At 36.3% G+C, this 17,278-nt stretch carries 16 protein-coding genes; 8 read left to right on the top strand and 8 right to left on the bottom strand.

What is annotated here, in order from left to right; translation table 11 throughout:
• Nucleotides 1-41: 41 nt before the first annotated feature.
• From K332_RS0114890 to K332_RS0114875, 4 genes are all read right to left on the bottom strand, one after another.
• Nucleotides 42-716, bottom strand: coding sequence for a hypothetical protein (locus K332_RS0114890; protein WP_026908181.1), 675 nt, complete (start codon nt 714-716; stop codon nt 42-44).
• 245 nt (nt 717-961) lie between these two features.
• On the bottom strand, nt 962-2,014 hold the full coding sequence (locus tag K332_RS0114885) for a C45 family autoproteolytic acyltransferase/hydrolase (RefSeq protein ID WP_026908180.1): 1,053 nt from the start codon (nt 2,012-2,014) through the stop codon (nt 962-964).
• Nucleotides 2,015-2,151: 137 nt separating this feature from the next.
• A complete protein-coding gene (locus K332_RS0114880) occupies nt 2,152-4,029 on the bottom strand; it encodes an ABC-F family ATP-binding cassette domain-containing protein (protein ID WP_026908179.1) in 1,878 nt (625 codons plus the stop codon).
• 26 nt (nt 4,030-4,055) lie between these two features.
• Nucleotides 4,056-4,241: a hypothetical protein gene (locus tag K332_RS0114875; RefSeq protein ID WP_245604705.1), complete on the bottom strand. Its 186-nt coding sequence runs from the start codon at nt 4,239-4,241 to the stop codon at nt 4,056-4,058.
• 192 nt (nt 4,242-4,433) lie between these two features.
• Here K332_RS0114875 and K332_RS0114870 point away from each other — a divergent pair, with 192 nt between their 5' ends.
• The gene (locus tag K332_RS0114870; RefSeq protein ID WP_026908177.1) at nt 4,434-5,423 is read left to right on the top strand and encodes a P1 family peptidase; all 990 of its coding nucleotides are present in this window, start codon (nt 4,434-4,436) and stop codon (nt 5,421-5,423) included.
• A gap of 119 nt (nt 5,424-5,542) precedes the next feature.
• On the opposite strand, the gene K332_RS0114865 is transcribed toward K332_RS0114870, so the two are convergent.
• Together K332_RS0114865 and K332_RS0114860 are read right to left on the bottom strand one after the other, a co-directional pair.
• Nucleotides 5,543-6,442: an RluA family pseudouridine synthase gene (locus tag K332_RS0114865; RefSeq protein ID WP_026908176.1), complete on the bottom strand. Its 900-nt coding sequence runs from the start codon at nt 6,440-6,442 to the stop codon at nt 5,543-5,545.
• A 12-nt stretch (nt 6,443-6,454) separates the two neighbouring features.
• Nucleotides 6,455-6,685, bottom strand: a complete 231-nt coding sequence (locus K332_RS0114860) for a helix-turn-helix domain-containing protein (protein WP_026908175.1) — start codon at nt 6,683-6,685, stop codon at nt 6,455-6,457.
• Between the two features lie 144 nt (nt 6,686-6,829).
• Between K332_RS0114860 and K332_RS0114855 the strand changes: the two genes are divergently transcribed.
• Entirely contained in the window at nt 6,830-8,188 is a 1,359-nt protein-coding gene (locus tag K332_RS0114855; protein ID WP_026908174.1) for an alpha/beta hydrolase, read from the top strand.
• 91 nt (nt 8,189-8,279) lie between these two features.
• Here K332_RS0114855 and K332_RS0114850 read toward each other — a convergent pair whose 3' ends face one another.
• Entirely contained in the window at nt 8,280-8,705 is a 426-nt protein-coding gene (locus K332_RS0114850; RefSeq protein ID WP_026908173.1) for a transposase, read from the bottom strand.
• Nucleotides 8,706-8,907: 202 nt separating this feature from the next.
• Between K332_RS0114850 and K332_RS0114845 the strand changes: the two genes are divergently transcribed.
• Together K332_RS0114845 and K332_RS0114840 are read left to right on the top strand one after the other, a co-directional pair.
• Complete coding sequence (locus K332_RS0114845; protein WP_026908172.1) at nt 8,908-9,783, top strand: AAA family ATPase; 876 nt, start codon at nt 8,908-8,910, stop codon at nt 9,781-9,783.
• A 12-nt stretch (nt 9,784-9,795) separates the two neighbouring features.
• Nucleotides 9,796-11,703, top strand: a complete 1,908-nt coding sequence (locus K332_RS0114840; RefSeq protein WP_026908171.1) for a vWA domain-containing protein — start codon at nt 9,796-9,798, stop codon at nt 11,701-11,703.
• 239 nt (nt 11,704-11,942) lie between these two features.
• Here the strand turns inward: K332_RS0114840 and pdxR are convergent, their stop codons facing one another.
• Entirely contained in the window at nt 11,943-13,340 is a 1,398-nt protein-coding gene (gene pdxR, locus K332_RS0114835; RefSeq protein WP_026908170.1) for a MocR-like pyridoxine biosynthesis transcription factor PdxR, read from the bottom strand.
• A gap of 129 nt (nt 13,341-13,469) precedes the next feature.
• On the opposite strand from pdxR, the gene pdxS reads away from it, so the two are divergent.
• The 4 genes from pdxS to K332_RS0114810 all read left to right on the top strand — a co-directional run bounded on the left by pdxS (nt 13,470) and on the right by K332_RS0114810 (nt 17,274).
• Nucleotides 13,470-14,357: a pyridoxal 5'-phosphate synthase lyase subunit PdxS gene (pdxS, locus tag K332_RS0114830; protein ID WP_026908169.1), complete on the top strand. Its 888-nt coding sequence runs from the start codon at nt 13,470-13,472 to the stop codon at nt 14,355-14,357.
• A gap of 32 nt (nt 14,358-14,389) precedes the next feature.
• Nucleotides 14,390-14,986 (top strand): pyridoxal 5'-phosphate synthase glutaminase subunit PdxT, encoded by a 597-nt coding sequence (gene pdxT / locus K332_RS0114825; RefSeq protein ID WP_036689046.1) that lies wholly within the window; start codon nt 14,390-14,392, stop codon nt 14,984-14,986.
• 145 nt (nt 14,987-15,131) lie between these two features.
• On the top strand, nt 15,132-15,518 hold the full coding sequence (locus K332_RS0114820) for a DUF2500 domain-containing protein (protein WP_026908167.1): 387 nt from the start codon (nt 15,132-15,134) through the stop codon (nt 15,516-15,518).
• A 151-nt stretch (nt 15,519-15,669) separates the two neighbouring features.
• Complete coding sequence (locus K332_RS0114810; RefSeq protein WP_026908166.1) at nt 15,670-17,274, top strand: amidohydrolase; 1,605 nt, start codon at nt 15,670-15,672, stop codon at nt 17,272-17,274.
• Nucleotides 17,275-17,278: the final 4 nt, after the last annotated feature.

Here is a 17,278-nt window from a genome sequence, read left to right as displayed (position 1 = left end):
CTACATACAAGAATAGCTCCCAGAAAATTGGGAGCTAAGCATCAAAGATCTTCAAGGATTCGAAAAACCACTTTATATTTTTCCTCATCCATTAATTCTGTAATATGAACCTGTTTGCCATGGCCTAAGATTACTTCTGTATCTGTCATGGCGATTACCATTGTTTTAGTTTTGTTTTCTACGTCTAGGAAGACATCGCCTACTACTGGTTTAATTACGTCTTCATCACTATCTGTTAAATACGAAATAGATTCATCCTGAATTTGTTGTTCTTCTGGAACTAAGCTTTTATCATAATAGGCAATTTCCTGGCTAGCCTCTTGCCTTCCCGGAACCAATACGACATATTCATTATGTTTTACACCATTATCTCTTGTTGTAACAACATTCCCATCTTCTACACTTGACACCTTTTCAATAGAATTTAAAGAATAATGATCTAGAAAATCTGGTGCTGGCTTAATGATTAATATGTAATCACCGGGATTAGGCCTTTTATTCTCATCAATGGTATACCGCTTGCCATAAAAAATAAATGTATCATTATGTTTCGGCTTATACAATGATATTTCATTGGCACTTGTTAATATCTGTTTCATATCTTTCATCCGATAAAGATGAATAGATTTTTTAAACATTGGTTTGACAGCATAAACTTTGTGTAATTCATTTTGATAAAAGACAAACTGACCTTTACGAACTTGAAACAACTTCACAGGAATTCCTCCTAGGAAAAAGTTTAGAAAAACTCGCATTCGCTCGTCCTTTTGCGAATGTGTTAGTTTTTCTTATGTCGGCGGAAAGTTTTTTATACTTTCCTAACTACTTAGAAAAACTCGCATTCGCTCGTCCTTTTGCGAATGTGTTAGTTTTTCTTATGTCGGCGGAAAGTTTTTTATACTTTCCTATCTACTTAAAAAAGCTATCCTTATCTTTTGTAACATTATTAGATTTAAACATATTATCTTATGTTCTTATCCATATGCACAAAAGGAAGGTCCGTATCCACTTCTCCTAAAATCCGTTTTAACCTTACCTTTTCACCCTCTAACCATTTTCCAAAATCAAATATAACCGGTTCACGATCACCACCCAATGCAAACCATGCCTTTAATTCCTTTGGAAAATAAGCTGAAGTGTGAATGGTGCCTGCCCAATTTTTATATTGGTCTGAGAAAATCCCTTTATCCGAATCATTCATCATGCGGAATGCCTGATAACCATCCGTAGCACTATGCTCCTGACGTTTAATTGCTGCCATCCGCTTAAAGGAATCATCTAAATGGTAGCGATTTTCATGTTTTAGTATCTCAAAATGGTTCGTACAGACATTTGAGCTACGTACATGAGTACCTCTTGGGGTCGCTTCTACAATAAATGTCTCTCCTGATTGATCTAAGACAACATAGCTAAAGGAATGGCGATGGGGTACTTCCTCAAGCATTTGAACTGCTTCATCCACATTTGCACAATTTTCGAGTACCATTCTACCAATCATATTGCATATAAAGCCATCGCCTGGTTTCCTACGATGCATGAAGTTATAGCCAATTGCGAGACCCCGTTCATTCATTCCATCCATTCTGCCCGTAATTCGTTGTGAAGGACCAATAACAGCATATCCTTGATCAGTTGGGGAGAAAATGGTATATCTTCCCTCATAGGTTTTAGGATGATAATCATAATTTCTAATCATGTAATCCGAATTCGTAAATATAGAACAGCCACTTCGCATATAATGTAGACGATATCCTCCAAATTCTCTAAGAACTTCCTCCATATCCCACTGAAGAGCATCTTGTAATCCTAATAATTCCTCCCAAATTCCTGGGGCAAAGGGTAGTATTGCATTTTTCACTTCTTGTTCTTCAATGACAAAATGCTGTTTCCGTATTTTCCAGATTCGTTTTCTATTTTCAATTGTTAAGGAATCCTTTAATAATTCTCCCTGCATGAATCCAAAATCATAGTGAGAGCCACGAAATTGTATAACATCACTGTAGATTTGCTTCAATATAACCACCCTTCCTTTACTATCAGAAGAACTCACATTCGTTCATCTTTTAACGAATGTGGTAGTTTTTCTTATGTCGGAGGAAAGCACTTTTACTTTCTTAACTATTAAATTAGGATAGAACCAATGATTCTATCCTAATTTTGATTTTCAAATTCTTCTATCAGTAAAGAAAGCTCTTCCCAACGTTCCATTTTAACATCAAGCTCTTCTTGTACCTTTTGTTGTTCAGCAAATAGGTTTTGAACTTTTTCCGAGTCACTTCCAGCCTCGCCAATTCCTTCTTCTAACTCGATTACCTTTTCTTCTAAGGCCGCTATTTGGGCTTCAATCTCATTCCATTCCTTTTGTTCCATATAAGAAAGTTTCTTTTTCTGTTTCGGCTTTACTTCTTCTTTAATTATTTTATGGACTTTCTTTTCTTCAGGTTGATATTTTTCTTTGTACTCACTGTAATTTCCTAAAAATGAACTAATATAGCCATTTCCCTCAAATACTATTAACTTCTCTACGACACGGTCTAGGAAGTAACGATCATGGGAAACGGTAATAACTACACCTGGAAAGTGATCCAAATATTCCTCTAAGACCCCTAAAGTTTGTGTATCTAAATCATTGGTAGGCTCATCTAAAAATAGTACATTAGGCTCTGCCATTAATATTTTCAACAGGTAAAGACGACGGCGCTCTCCACCGGAAAGCTTACGAATATAATTATATTGCTCTGAACGTGGAAACAAGAACCGCTCTAACATTTGTTCTGCAGTAATGACAGCCCCATCCTTCGTGTGGATTACTTCTGCCACTTCTTTAATATAATCAACAACACGCATTTCACCATCTAATTCTTCATCACCTTGAGTATAGTAACCTATTTTTACTGTTTCCCCGATGTTTACTTCCCCATGTTCGGCTTGAATACGTTGCGCCATAATATTAAGTAATGTTGTTTTCCCAGAACCATTTGGCCCAATAATACCAATTCTATCTCCCGGAATGATTAACTGGCTAAAGTTATTTATAATCTTTCGCCCCTCATAGGACTTCTCAATTTCAACTAATTCCATAACCTGTTTACCAAGGCGGGTAGATCCTACTTGAAACTCTACATTACTCTGGTCTGTATGAAACGACTTTTCCTTCATTTCATGTACTCGTTCAATTCTAGCTTTCTGCTTTGTTCCTCTAGCTTTAACACCAGCTTTCAGCCATGCTAATTCTCTTCTTAATGTATTCGCATGTTTCTGTTGGTTACTGCGTTCTAGTTCTTCCCTCTCCGCTTTTTTCTCAAGGAATATTTCATAATTCCCTTCATACACATATAGATTTCCTTTATCGAGTTCAAAGATTTTATTGGTTACCCGATTTAAAAAATACCTATCATGTGTTACAAGCAGAAGTGCTCCCTTAAAGCTTTGTAAATACTTTTCCAACCATTCAACAGTCTCGTTATCTAAATGGTTTGTCGGCTCATCTAATATTAAAAGATCCGCAGGCTGAATTAATGCTTTTGCTATCGCAATACGCTTCCTTTGCCCTCCGGATAGTTCGGTAATCTTTTGATTAAAATCTGAAATACCAAGCTTAGTTAATATTGTTTTTGCAGCTGTATTAGCTTCCCAAGCTTCATACTCATCCATTTTTTGTTGGGCCTTCATTAATGTTTCTTGGATCCTAACATTTTCAGGATCCTGCGTTAATTGTTGCAGTATACTTTCATAGTCACGCATTACTTTCATAATGGTTGCTTCTCCATAATAAATCTGCTCCATGACAGACAGATTAGGATCCAGAGCAACCTCTTGTGGTAAATACTCAATACGATAGTCTTTTGGGGCTTGAATACTTCCCGCCTCAGAAGAATCGATACCGGCAATTACTTTTAAAAAACTCGATTTTCCGGTTCCATTGACCCCAATTAAACCAATACGGTCTTGTTCTGTAATCGTACATGTTATATCTTTAAATAAAATCTTATCTCCATAAGATTTTTGTAAGTTTTCAATAGTAAGCATAGAAAAGCCCTTCCCATAAAGAAAATTTAGTTAGAATTCTTTTTACTTCGAATTACTTCTTTCACAAATAGTACCATTAATAATAATAGCCATGATGTCACGATATAGAAAATCATCTTACTCAAACGATTCATATCATCGACAAAAAATAACATACCAATCCAAATGGCGGCCATAATAAGAACTTGATATAGTAAAGGTTTTATATTCATAGTTATTCCCTCCGTATTCTATGTATAAGTTTACATTACCCAAATACATTTTTCCATTTGTTCGATAGAAGGGATGAAGTTGCCATTATTGGTTCTTCTAAAAGTTAGTAGTTTGATTGAAAGAATTAGGTGATTAACCATACAATATCGTACATAATAATAGTAATGGTAGAAGTAAAGGGGGAAATTCTTTTGGTATTGCAAAAAGGGGAAAAAAATTGTATTACTGATGTGGGTGGTGTAAAAGTTGGGCATAAGACTTTATATGAAGTAATAAATGAAGAGGAAACTATTTGTAGTGGCGTAACCGCAATCCTCCCTCATTCAGGTAACCTTTTCTATGAAAAGGTTAGAGCAGCTTCCTACGTGATTAATGGATACGGGAAAACTAGTGGACTTGTACAAGTGGATGAATTAGGATTGATTGAATCTCCTATTATGCTCACAAACACTTTTAGTATAGGTCCAGTTATAGAAGGTACTGTTACCTATATGTTAGAGCAAAATAATGAGCTTGGAAATTCAGCGGGAACATTAAATGTAGTCGTTGGCGAATGTAATGATGGTTTTCTTAATTCAATGAGACTTCAATCCGTAAAACCTGAGCATGCAATCGAAGCCATTCAACATGCTAAAAGTAGTGCCAGTGAACAAGGGGCAGTCGGTGCGGGTAAGGGAATGATTTGCTTTGGTTATAAAGGGGGAATTGGTACTGCTTCCCGTATTGTAACAGCGGCAAAGGTCAAATATACGGTAGGTTGTCTAGTACTAAGCAATTTTGGTAAAAGTAGTGATGCCTTATTTGCAGACTTTCCTAAAAAGAAAAACCCAAATAGCACGGATGGATCCATTATGATTGTTATTGCAACCGATGCACCGCTGTATGACAGGCAACTAAAGAGGATGGCAAAACGAACAGCTGCAGGGCTTGGGCGGGTTGGTAGTCATATGGATAATGGCAGTGGTGATATTGCCATAGCTTTTTCAACTGCAAATACATATCAACATAATGCGAATAATCATTTGGATTCTATTACCTATCTTCGAGACGATCATAAAGCAATGAGTCAGCTATTCCAAGCAGTAGCAGAAGCTACTGAAGAAGCAATCATTAATTCCTTGAGATTTGCCGATACTACAGTCGGCCAGCAAGGACGAGTAATTGAAAAGGCACCACTTTAATGTGGTGCCCTTGATAAAAAGTGGGTAGATAACATTGTTTTTCTTCCACATGCGACTTGTTTATGAACACATGATTAGATTCCATACTCAAATGTCCTTAACAAATAATCCTTTTCAGACTACCTGCTCTTCGCCATGAATGACTTTGGCACATCTGCCCTAAACAGCATTAATTTATCGGTAACTGGGTGATTAAATGATAATATTTTTGCATGGAGGCCCAGTCTACCAATTTCGTTTGTCGTTGCGCCGTATTTTTTATCTCCTACCACGGGATGCCCTATATCACTCATATGTACACGGATTTGGTTTTTACGACCTGTTTCTAATTGCGTCTCAAGTAGCGTAAACTTTTTATTCCCTTGAATTCGGCGGTAATGGGTGATAGCAAGTTGTCCGTTCCTATCTTGTACCGAGTACATTAGATGCGTTTTACTTTCCTTTAACCATGATTTTATAGTTCCTTCTGGCTTATTTACTTCCCCTTCCACCAACGCTACATAAGTACGTTCTTTAACTATTTCCCTCCAATTATCTTGAAGCTTTCGTTTTACCTTTTCACTTTTTGCAAACATCATGACACCAGAAGTTTCCTTATCTAGACGATGAACAACAAAAACGCGATTGCTAGCGTTCTTTCGCCTAACATGGTCCATCAATTGATGTAGAACCGTTCTTTTCTTTTCTTTTTCCGTTGCAATGGTAAGGATACCAGCATCTTTATTTATGACAATGATTGAATTATCCTCATATAAGATTTCAAATCCAATTAATGTACTTTCCTTTACTGCAACTTTATTTTTTATTACGCTAACTTGTTGACCGGGCTTCAATTGATAATTATGCTTTGTCTCAATATGATCATCAATTTTTACCTGTCCACGAGTTAATATGGATTTGACTGAGTTTCTACTCCGATTAGACATCTGTTCTAATAAGAATGGCAACAATTCAATCTGTTTCTTTACTTCAAAATTCATCGTACTGTTTCTTTGTTGCTCATGGTTTCGAAATGACATATTTAAAGTCTCCTAATCTTCATCTTTTACATCAATATCTTCAGGAATTGGCTCTTGAAAATATTCCTGAATCAACAATTTATATTTCTCAACTTGCTCAAAATAGGTAGTAAACTGTCCTTTATTGACAAGAAATTGTTTCCCATCATGAATGGTACGAATTTTACCTTGTAATATCAATGACTTCACTCTCTGTTCGTTCATGGATAAATATTCTGCTAGTTCTGGAATGGTTACGTACATCAAGAACACATCCTTCCCCTAAAACTTCATGAAAGTGATAAGCAATCCTACTTTTACTATAGTATTAAATAGTAAAATAGTCCTATTTATACTATAATCACCTTATCAATACTTTATAGTAACTAATAGGAGAATTATACACGAATGCGTTTAAAAGTAAAAAAAATAGATATTAATTATCATTTATATTATTCCCCAAAAGAGAATACTGATTATATCGTTCTGATACACGGCATGGGGTTAGACTCTACAACTTGGGAACCATTAATCCCCTGTCTACAAAAATATTATCATATTCTCACATTTGATATGAGGGGCCATGGTACAACGAAAGGACAGACAGATCCTCTGACGTGGGATATATTACTAGAGGACTTCCATTTATTAATATCAGAACTTAATTTAGATAGATTTCATTTGATTGGGTTAGGATTCGGTGGTAACTTAGCTGTTAAATTTAATGAAAAGTTTCCAGAAAAAGTTAAAAAGATTATTTTAACCTCTGTTTATATGTATTTTCCTAAGAATATAACCCAAAAGGAATTACAAAAGCGAAAAAAATTGGTAACTAACGGCGATATGTCGGAGCTATCGAAGAATATGATTCATCAAATTGTTCATAACCTTACACCTGAAAAGGAAATATTATTGATGAAGGCATATGCTAAAGTGGAACAAAGGACTTATTTTAACTATTTTAAACTGGTCGCAGATACCGTATCACTTAATGATCTGAGAGCAATCGATAAAGAAGTTCTACTTATTCAAGGGGATAAAGATCCACTATTTCCAATTCAACAAACGAATCTTTATCAAAGCTATTTAAAAAAATCCATAAGTTATATCGTGCCAAATTCCTCTAATCTCGTTCCGTTAGATAATCCAAATAGCTTTACCACACTAGTTGGACACTTCATTAAAGAAGGTATATCTGGTAACTTTAATTCCATTATGGAACAGGAGTTTGTAAATAATATTGAGGAATTAATTTCTGACTCATTTACTACTTTAGAGATAAACATCATTAATGGATTTTCTGTAAAGTACAAAGGTGTAGAGGTTGAAGGAAAATGGAATCAGCGTAAAGCTAAGAATTTACTAGCTTATTTAGCTTATCATAACCCTTCAACAAGAGAGGATTTGATTGAAGAATTTTGGAAAGAAAATGATTTAAGTAGTGCACAGAACAATTTACGGGTGGCATTAAATCATTTGAAACGAATATTGCGAGCGAATAATTTAGAATCGTATTTACTAATTGGACGTGAATATATTAGTTTAGATGGTGACATCTATTTTGATTTAGCTAATTTTATACAGCCCCTACAAGTGTGTAGTGTTGAAATAGACCCCATAAGAAAAAAGGTATTATTTGACGAACTTGTTCTCTACTATCAAAAAAGAATGTTTCTTGATATGTATGATGATTGGCTACTAAACATCCAGCACGAAATTGATGAAAAGATTCAACTGATTGCTGACTCAATTAAAGATAACAGGTAAAATACTTCGTTCATGATAATAGTATTCCTTTGTTTTCCTAATCTCAGTGGAGGTAGTTCGCCCCCACTGAGTAACGCTTCTCTAAATGCACCTAGTTATTCATAGCACGTTGTCTGTACTCCAAAAACTCAACTTTAGGTACATCTAACGCACTACAAAGGGAGTCAATTGGATACTGATCTTCCAATGTTACAATTGCTTTATACTTTTCTTCTTCCCCTTGGAGAAGAATATGTAAGTAAGATTTCAATTCCTCTACTTCCATTTTTAGTTCTTCAATTTGTTTTTCAACTGAATCTTGTTTACTTTCTTTCTCCACATGATGAATAGATCGTTCAAAGGCATTAGAACCTTCTTTTTTATATTTTTTGATCCATTCATACACATTATCACGATGCCTTATGCCTAAGTCTAAGATAACCTCCTGAACAGGTTGCTCTTCCTCTAGAACACGTCGAACCGCTTCTAATTTTATCTGTTTACTATATCGACTATATGGCTGCTTTTTAGTTTTCATGCCCAACACCCCTAATTAATTATAGTCCCATATATAATTGTGAGATATCTTTATCATACAAAATGCATCATTACACTTTCATTACAAAACAGGAATAAATTGCTATCTTAAACTATCCTTCCCCAAAATTTTTCTATTAAAAACATACCCTTTGTGATTAGCTTAAAAAAAGCTTACAATGTTTGGAGGAGTGTGATACATCATGAATATAAACTATTCATTACCCAATGAAATTAGTGAACTTTTAAGGCAGAAAAGAAATGACTCTAATAAATTTCAAGAGCTTATTCGTACGGGAGGCTACATGCCACCTAGCATAGATTTACTAATAGATGCCATTACTGCTTTAAGCATGGGAAAAAATATTTTACTAAAAGGTCCTACTGGAGCAGGGAAAACAAAGTTTGCTGAAACATTGTCTAACTTATTCAGCCAACCTATGTTTAGCGTAAACTGTTCAGTTGATTTAGATGCAGAAAGCTTACTCGGTTTCAAAACATTGTCCTATCAAGGAGAGAAACAAGTAATCGAATTTGTCCCGGGGCCAGTCGTGAGTGCAATGACACATGGAACCTTTCTATACATTGATGAGGTAAATATGGCAAAGCCAGAGACATTACCATTAATAAATGGTGTGCTAGATTACAGAAGAACCATTACAAATCCATTTACCAATGACGTGATAACAGCAACGGAAGGCTTCGGGGTAATCGCTGCGATTAATGAGGGTTATATTGGAACAGTCCCGTTAAATGAAGCACTGAAAAACCGCTTTATTGTACTGGAGATTCCTTATATAGAAGGCAATCAGTTAAAGCAATTAATTCAATCCAATACAAAATTAACGGATGAAACAATGATTAATCTATTTGTAAAATTATCATCAGACTTAATCCAAGCTGTAACACAAGGTAAACTTTCTGAGGATGCAGCATCTATTCGTGCGTTACTTGATGCTTGTGATTTAAGTGTACTTATCCCACCAAAACGTGCTATTCTTCGTTCCATTGTTGATAAGCTTGATGAAGAACGAGAAAAAGAGTTTGTAAAGAACTTAGCGGAAACTTATTTTAGTTAGGAGAATTTAAGAATGCATGTCTTTAATGATGCAAGGGTCGATACCAATCTCTTCCTACAGCTTCAAGACCTGGCCACCGTATTATCCGGTGATGTAGATTTAAAATTCGAATATAATTATGGGACGTTTTTAGACCTCGTTGATTACAAACTCACTGCCAGCCGCTTTTGGGATAATACCAAATCTACCATTAAAGAACCTGGTCTTAAAACAGATGTTTATCTACGTGCACTTGGCACATTGAGGCATTCTACTATACCAGAAATGAAAGCTTTCATAGAAAACATTACGGAGTCTTCATTACCAAAATTTGCTTATCAGCTATTTGCGTTACTGGAAGATCTTCGTCTAGAGGAAATTATAAAACGCGACCGCCCTGGAACTGTCAGAGCTTTTACCATAAGAAGACAAGCTTATCAGCATTATTTCGGAACCCAGTTAGTTGTTAATGCTAGTCGAAATTTCCCTTTAGATGAACTCTTTTGTTTAATCTATTTACAGCTTGCTGCTGATAATCCTGATCCATCTTTTCCAAAGGCAACAGCTAACCAAATTCAACAGCTAGAAGACTTAAAGCCGCTTCTTTTCCAAGTTTTTGAAGCAGGAAGTACTTTGGATACAGCAAGAATAGCTGAACAAATTGTGTTTCGATTATCGGATTACAAAGATACACTTAATGAGTATTTTGTTTTTCCAATCAGTCATATCGAGCGTTACGAGAAAAATACCTTATTTGATGAGTTGACTAGAACCGATCCCCTTACAAATTGTGATTTCGAGGAGGTTGACCAAGATGAAAGTGAATATTTTGAACAAGAGTTTTCCACTTGGCACCGCGAAAATAAAAATGAAAATCGCAAACAAAACTTCCTTCAATTCGAATTAGAACAAGGAACGAAAACTAGCATTTTAGGAGGAGGTGCACGTGAAACAGAAGATGGAGATCAAGCAATGGCTTCCATTCAAGGTGCATCTAGCCAAAGTAAACAAAATGACTACTCAGAAATGGAAGCTTTGGAGAAAGATGAAACTTCTAGTAAAGGTAGTTCATCCGATGAGTTTGGTGAAGAAAATAAGGACGCTGAAAAGATTGATAAAGAAGCAACTAATCCTACTTTGGAGGATATAGAAGCCTATCAGAACTTCGTTGCAGAAATAGAACCATATAAACGAAAACTTGCTAAGACCATTGAGAAAACCATGGAACATAAAAAGAATCAACCAAGACAGGATCTTGTTTTTGGAAGGTTGTCTAAAAAGCTGTTACCAATTGTTTTCGATGAAAATCCTAGAGTTTTTTATAAGAAAAATGAGGATTCCAAGGAATTCGATGCCGTATTCACATTGCTTGTGGATTGTTCCGCTTCCATGCATAACAAAATGGATGAAACTAAACGAGGTATTGTTCTTTTTCACGAGGTTTTAAATTATTTGAAAATCCCCCACTCCATTATTGGCTTTTGGGAAGATGCAAATGAGGTTAAGGAAGAATATCAACCAAATTACTTCCATCGGATTCATTCCTTCACTGATTCATTTTACGAGCAAACTGGTCCAAAAATTATGCAGTTGGAACCTGAGGAAGATAACCGAGATGGGTTTAGTATACGAGTAATGACTAAGGAACTTGAGGAAAGAAGAGAAAAGAATAAGTTTCTACTCGTATTCTCCGATGGCCAACCTGCAGCTGCAAATTATGATCAGAATGGTATTGTGGATACAAACCTTGCCGTAACGGAAGCACGTAAAAAAGGAATTGACGTAATCGGCATGTTCCTAGCCAACGGAGAAATAGAAGAAAGAGAAGACCTCATCATGCAAAACATATACGGAAAAGAACACCTAATGATTCCAAGCGTCGCAGAACTACCAGAACACTTTGCACCATTACTGAAAAAGCTCCTGCTGAATTTGGTTTAGAGGTGCCTGTCACTTCCCGATTTATGTCAAAGTTTGTCGATTAACCAGGAAGTAAATCTCTTTTTTTACTCTTCTACCACTTTAAACAATACAGAAAAGGCTCGGGAGACTGAGCTTTTTCTGTAAAAAAATGGCCGATTCCATTTCAGACGCGATGATTAAGCATAATCCAAGTATGTTTTAGAATGGATGTTGCCTTTAGCGTATTTCAGAAGGCACCACCATTATATGCCTGTCTGTCATATGTTCCAGCTTTCTAATAATAGCTTGATAGCTTGTTCTAATTCTGCTTCTGGTATTCCTGCAAATCCTAATATTATTCTCGGTTGGGAATGGAATTGCTTTTCGATTGCATAAGCGGATAGTGGGTAAACCCTCATATCGTTATTTTTGGCTTTCTCAACCAAATCCTTCTCACTCATTGTATTGTTTACCTCTAAGACAATATGAAATCCTGATATATCTCCCACCACTTTTAATTTTTCCTGATGTGGCACTAATAATTCTACTGTCTTCTCCATTTTCCTTCGATAGACTTTACGCATACGGTTAAGGTGCTTTTCAAAATCTCCTTGTTTCATAAACTGTGCGAGAATATGCTGATCAATTCTAGAAACAGAGCACTGAAAGAAAGTTAACTCTTCTTGGTATCTCTTCATCAATCCTTTTGGAAGCACCATATAACTGATCCGAATAGAAGGGATTAATGATTTTGAAAACGTACCAAGATAAATGACTTTTCCACTATGATCCATACTCTGCAATGAAGGAATTGACTTTCCACTATATCGAAATTCACTATCATAATCATCTTCTATAACAAAGCGATTTTCACCACTTGCTGCCCAATTTAACAGTTTAATTCGTCTATTAGCAGAAAGTACAGAACCATATGGAAAATGATGTGATGGTGTTACATAAACGACATCAATTTTTGATTGTTCCAGTGAACCTACTTGCGCACCACTATCATCTACTTTAATCGGACAAACCTCATTGGGATAATTTTTTAGAATACTAGAAATCACATGATAACCAGGATCCTCTACTCCGTAGGCTACCTCTGGCCCCAATAAAAGTATCAATTGCTGTAACAATATCTCTATTCCAGCTCCCAGAACGATATCATCTGCTGTACAATGAACACCTCTAGCCTGATAGAGATAGTTTGCAATTTCTTCTCTTAACACATATTCCCCCTGGCTTTGGCCCATTAAAAGTAGGGATTGATGCTCCTGGTCTATAAAGCTCTTTGCGTATTTCCGCCACTTAACAAACGGGAAATTTTCTGTATCAATCCTGCTCGGGTGAAAATCATATCGGATTAATCGTTCCTTTGGCATAGAAGACTTTTGCTGTCGTTTAGCCGCTTGGATATATTCCAAATCCTCATAAGTTAATACATAATAACCTTTTCTCGCGATGCCTTCTACATAGCCTTCAGCTACTAATTGATCATAGGTTGTTTCAACTGTATTTTGGCTTATTTTTAGAAATTCAGCTAATTTCCGCTTCGAAGGCAGCTTTGTCCCATAAGGAATTCGCCCTTCCAAAATTTCATTTTTTATAAATTTATAAAGTTGTTCATACAACGGTACTTCATTGTCCCGATTAAGATTACATGACAACATTTCCATAGTTAAAATCTCCTTATCTGGCATTGTCACACTCTATCAATCTGACACTTTCAACAATGCCAACTACCTAATATAATAAGATAAAATTTTAGTATTAATCAATATATTGAATCGATTGGAGTGTTTCATTTGGAAAAAGTGCTAGGAACTGAAATCGTTAAAAGAGGAATGGCTCAAATGCAAAAGGGCGGCGTTATTATGGACGTTGTTAATGCAGAGCAAGCTAGAATTGCTGAAGCAAGTGGTGCCGTTGCAGTAATGGCATTGGAACGAGTACCATCTGATATCCGTGCGGCAGGTGGAGTTGCTAGAATGGCAGACCCGCATATTGTAGAAGAAGTCATGCGTGCTGTTACCATTCCAGTTATGGCAAAAGCACGGATTGGTCACATCGTAGAAGCTCGAGTACTGGAAGCCATGGGCGTAGACTATATTGACGAAAGTGAAGTCTTAACTCCTGCTGATGAGGAATTTCATCTTTTAAAAAGTGATTTCACTGTACCTTTTGTATGTGGGTGCAGAGACTTAGGTGAAGCAGCTAGACGTATTGGAGAAGGTGCTTCCATGCTTCGAACCAAAGGTGAGCCTGGGACAGGAAACATAGTAGAAGCCGTGCGTCATATGCGTAAAGTTCAAGCACAGGTACGAAAAGTAACCTTGATGAGTGATGATGAACTTATGACAGAGGCTAAAATTCTTGGAGCTCCATATGAAATCTTAAAGCAAATTAAAGTTGCAGGAGGATTGCCAGTGGTAAACTTTGCTGCTGGCGGTGTTGCAACACCCGCAGATGCTGCCTTAATGATGGAGCTAGGTGCAGATGGCGTCTTCGTTGGTTCGGGAATATTCAAATCAGACAGCCCAGAAAAATTCGCAAGTGCCATTGTCCAAGCAACAACCTATTTCAATGATTATGATTTAATTGGAAAACTATCCAAAGAACTTGGAGCACCTATGAAAGGGATTGACATTTCCAAACTCAGTCAAGAAGAAAGAATGCAAGAACGTGGCTGGTAGAGTGTTAGAGTTACCTGAAAGGTTGTATGAATATGCGTAGAATAACAATTGGTGTTCTTGGATTGCAAGGAGCAGTCCAAGAGCATATAAAACAAATTGAATCGTTGGGCCATGACAGTGCCATTATTAAACATCCAGAACAATTGGATCATATTGATGGATTGATTCTTCCCGGTGGTGAAAGTACTGTCATAAGAAAACTTATTGATCGATACGGATTCTATGAACCCATAAAACAATTTGCTTCTAAGAAGAAACCTATATTCGGAACTTGTGCTGGTATGGTATTAGTCGCAAATATGCTACATGAATCACCAGACTCACATCTCAATCTTATAGATATTTGTGTAAAACGAAATGCTTTTGGCAGACAAAAAGAAAGCTTCGAGGCAATGCTTGATGTAAAAGGTATGAAAACAAAGTACCCTGCAATTTTCATTCGTGCACCTTATATTACAAAGGCAGGTGCAAATGTCGAAATACTGACAACCTATGAGAATCATATTGTTGCTGCTAAACAGGAGCATATTTTAGTAAGTTCATTCCATCCAGAACTAACAGGTGATAACCGATTTCTGAATATATTTGTTGATATGGTTGTAAAATCTCTAACAACGATTACAAATTAAAAATAAGACAAACCAAGAGGAATACTCCAATTGGTTTGTTTTTTATTATCCATTCCAATTTTAATTACATTTTTCAATTGCTAATGAAACCTTTCCATTTAATTTCCGTATTTTATATATAACTTTTTTTGGGAGGTTGAAAAAAATGAGTTACCCAATGGATGCAGGTTTTAGTTTTTTTGATGATTTATTCCCAATACTTTTTGGTCTTATTTTTATTATTATTTTGGTCATTTTTATCACCGGAGCAGTCAGGGGTATGTCAGAGTGGAAAAAAAATGAACAATCCCCACAATTATCTGTACCAGCTACTGTAAAAAGTAAACGTACAAATGTAAGTCATCATCATCACGGTGATGACCACCATGGACATACTAGCACGACGTATTACGCAACCTTCGAATTTCAAAGCAGCGATAGACAAGAATTTCGTCTATCAGCAAAAGAATATGGTCTTCTTGCCGAGAATGACTTTGGAACGCTAACATTTCAAGGTAGTAGATTTTTAGATTTTGATCGAAATATAGAATGAAAACGTTATTAGGAATCCAGATACATAACAAAATTCGTATACCTAGTATTCCTTCGCTTTATTAAGTTTTTTCAAAAGAGGAATTGGAAAAGTCTTTGCAATCGGATAAAATGATATACAAAATAGTAACATTAAAAAGGAGAAAGATTTCATGTCCCTACCCCCTGACATAATCATTACAGGAAATAATGTTTTCACAGGAACTGCCGACCACCCAACATCTGCCGCGATTGTAATTAGGCAAAATAAAATTATTGAAGTAATAGAAAAAAACCAAACAAATCAGTATATTACCGAGAACACTTTACTCTATGACTTTGGGGACAAACTGATTATGCCCGGATTTCATGACTTCCATATCCACCTTTTGTTAGGGAGCATGCTAAATAATAGTGTTCAGCTTCAAGATGCAACCTCAGCAGTAGAAGCTGCTAATAGAGTTAGGGAATACGCATTAGAAAACTCTGACCTTCCTATTATAATTGGTAGTGGATGGGATAATAATGCTTGGACAAATTCTAGTATTCATAAATCCTTTTTAGATCAAGTTGTTCCTGAACGTCCTGTGATATTATATCAAGCGGAATTCCATAGTGTTTGGGTAAACTCTGCCATGCTAGAGTTGGCAGGAGTTAACAACAATACTCCTAACCCCGAATTTGGAGAAGTCGTAAAAGATATGACTGGTGAGCCTACTGGTCTGTTATTAGAACATGCTGTTGGATTAGTAACAAAAGCAATGCCAATGGAATTAAAACATAAAGAGCAGTTATTGAAACAGTTTTTACAAGAAGCTGCACAGTTTGGTGTAACTTCCGTCCATGATTTACTGAGACTTCCTGAAATGAGTACGGAAGAAGCTGCTATTTATGCAGACTTTGAAAAAAACGACAAGTTAACTGCACGCATACATTTTGTTGCTCCTTTAATCGGCGATGTATCAGAAGCAAAAAAACTTCGTGATACATACCATTCCAATATGGTGCAATTTACTGGATTCAAGCAATTCATTGATGGCGTAATTACCAGCTATACTGCCTACTTAGAAGAACCTTATACAAATAAACCGGAAACAGCAGGTGGTACGGTATTTCCTGAAGAGCTCATTAAAAAGTGGACAATCGAAGCGGATAAAGAAAATTTCCGTGTTCGTTTCCACTGTATTGGTGATAAGGCAGTAAAGCTTGCACTTGATTCTTTTGAAGAGGCACAACAACAAAATGGAAAAAGAGACTCGAGACACTCCATTGAGCATATTGAAATGATTAAACAGGAGGATATTTCCCGTTTCGGAGAGTTAGGAGTGCTTGCTTCGATCCAGCCCGAGCATATTAATGGATCGTCCTTTGAGGTTTTCGAGAATTTAATTGGTGAAGAACGCATGCGGCTATATATGCTTCAAAAAACTTTGATGGATACTGGGGCTACATTAGTATATGGTAGTGATTTTCCTGTTGTTGGATTAAATCCATTATCTGCCATTTACCGTGCCGTTACCCGCCTTGATAATGAGAATGTTGTTTGGAGTAAAGATGAGGCGATATCTTTAGCTGATGCTTTAAAAGCATACACGTTTGGACCTGCCTACGGATCTTTTCGCGAGAAGGAACTTGGGACATTGGAAACTGGAAAACTTGCTGATTTAATAGTCTTAGACCGTGATTTGTTCACTGTTTCCCCAGAGGAAATTAAAACAGCAAACGTTATTTTCACTATGGTCGATGGAAAAGTAGTCTATGATAATGCAACAAATTAAATGA

Source organism: Paucisalibacillus globulus DSM 18846 (assembly GCF_000482485.1).
Lineage (GTDB): Bacteria > Bacillota > Bacilli > Bacillales > Amphibacillaceae > Ornithinibacillus > Ornithinibacillus globulus.
The sequence above is the reverse complement of the archived record's forward strand: the minus strand, read 5'-3'. Positions and strand labels throughout refer to the sequence as shown.

Bases quoted from the DNA above. Each gene is read 5' to 3' on its own strand.
- pdxR (WP_026908170.1), bottom strand. From the start codon at position 13,340: ATGGAAATGTTGTCATGTAATCTTAATCGGGACAATGAAGTACCGTTG.
- pdxT (WP_036689046.1), top strand. From the start codon at position 14,390: ATGCGTAGAATAACAATTGGTGTTCTTGGATTGCAAGGAGCAGTCCAA.
- K332_RS0114865 (WP_026908176.1), bottom strand. From the start codon at position 6,442: ATGTCATTTCGAAACCATGAGCAACAAAGAAACAGTACGATGAATTTT.
- K332_RS0114820 (WP_026908167.1), top strand. From the start codon at position 15,132: ATGAGTTACCCAATGGATGCAGGTTTTAGTTTTTTTGATGATTTATTC.
- K332_RS0114880 (WP_026908179.1), bottom strand. From the start codon at position 4,029: ATGCTTACTATTGAAAACTTACAAAAATCTTATGGAGATAAGATTTTA.
- K332_RS0114855 (WP_026908174.1), top strand. From the start codon at position 6,830: ATGCGTTTAAAAGTAAAAAAAATAGATATTAATTATCATTTATATTAT.
- K332_RS0114850 (WP_026908173.1), bottom strand. From the start codon at position 8,705: ATGAAAACTAAAAAGCAGCCATATAGTCGATATAGTAAACAGATAAAA.
- K332_RS0114860 (WP_026908175.1), bottom strand. From the start codon at position 6,685: ATGTACGTAACCATTCCAGAACTAGCAGAATATTTATCCATGAACGAA.
- K332_RS0114810 (WP_026908166.1), top strand. From the start codon at position 15,670: ATGTCCCTACCCCCTGACATAATCATTACAGGAAATAATGTTTTCACA.
- K332_RS0114840 (WP_026908171.1), top strand. From the start codon at position 9,796: ATGCATGTCTTTAATGATGCAAGGGTCGATACCAATCTCTTCCTACAG.
- K332_RS0114875 (WP_245604705.1), bottom strand. From the start codon at position 4,241: ATGAATATAAAACCTTTACTATATCAAGTTCTTATTATGGCCGCCATT.
- K332_RS0114845 (WP_026908172.1), top strand. From the start codon at position 8,908: ATGAATATAAACTATTCATTACCCAATGAAATTAGTGAACTTTTAAGG.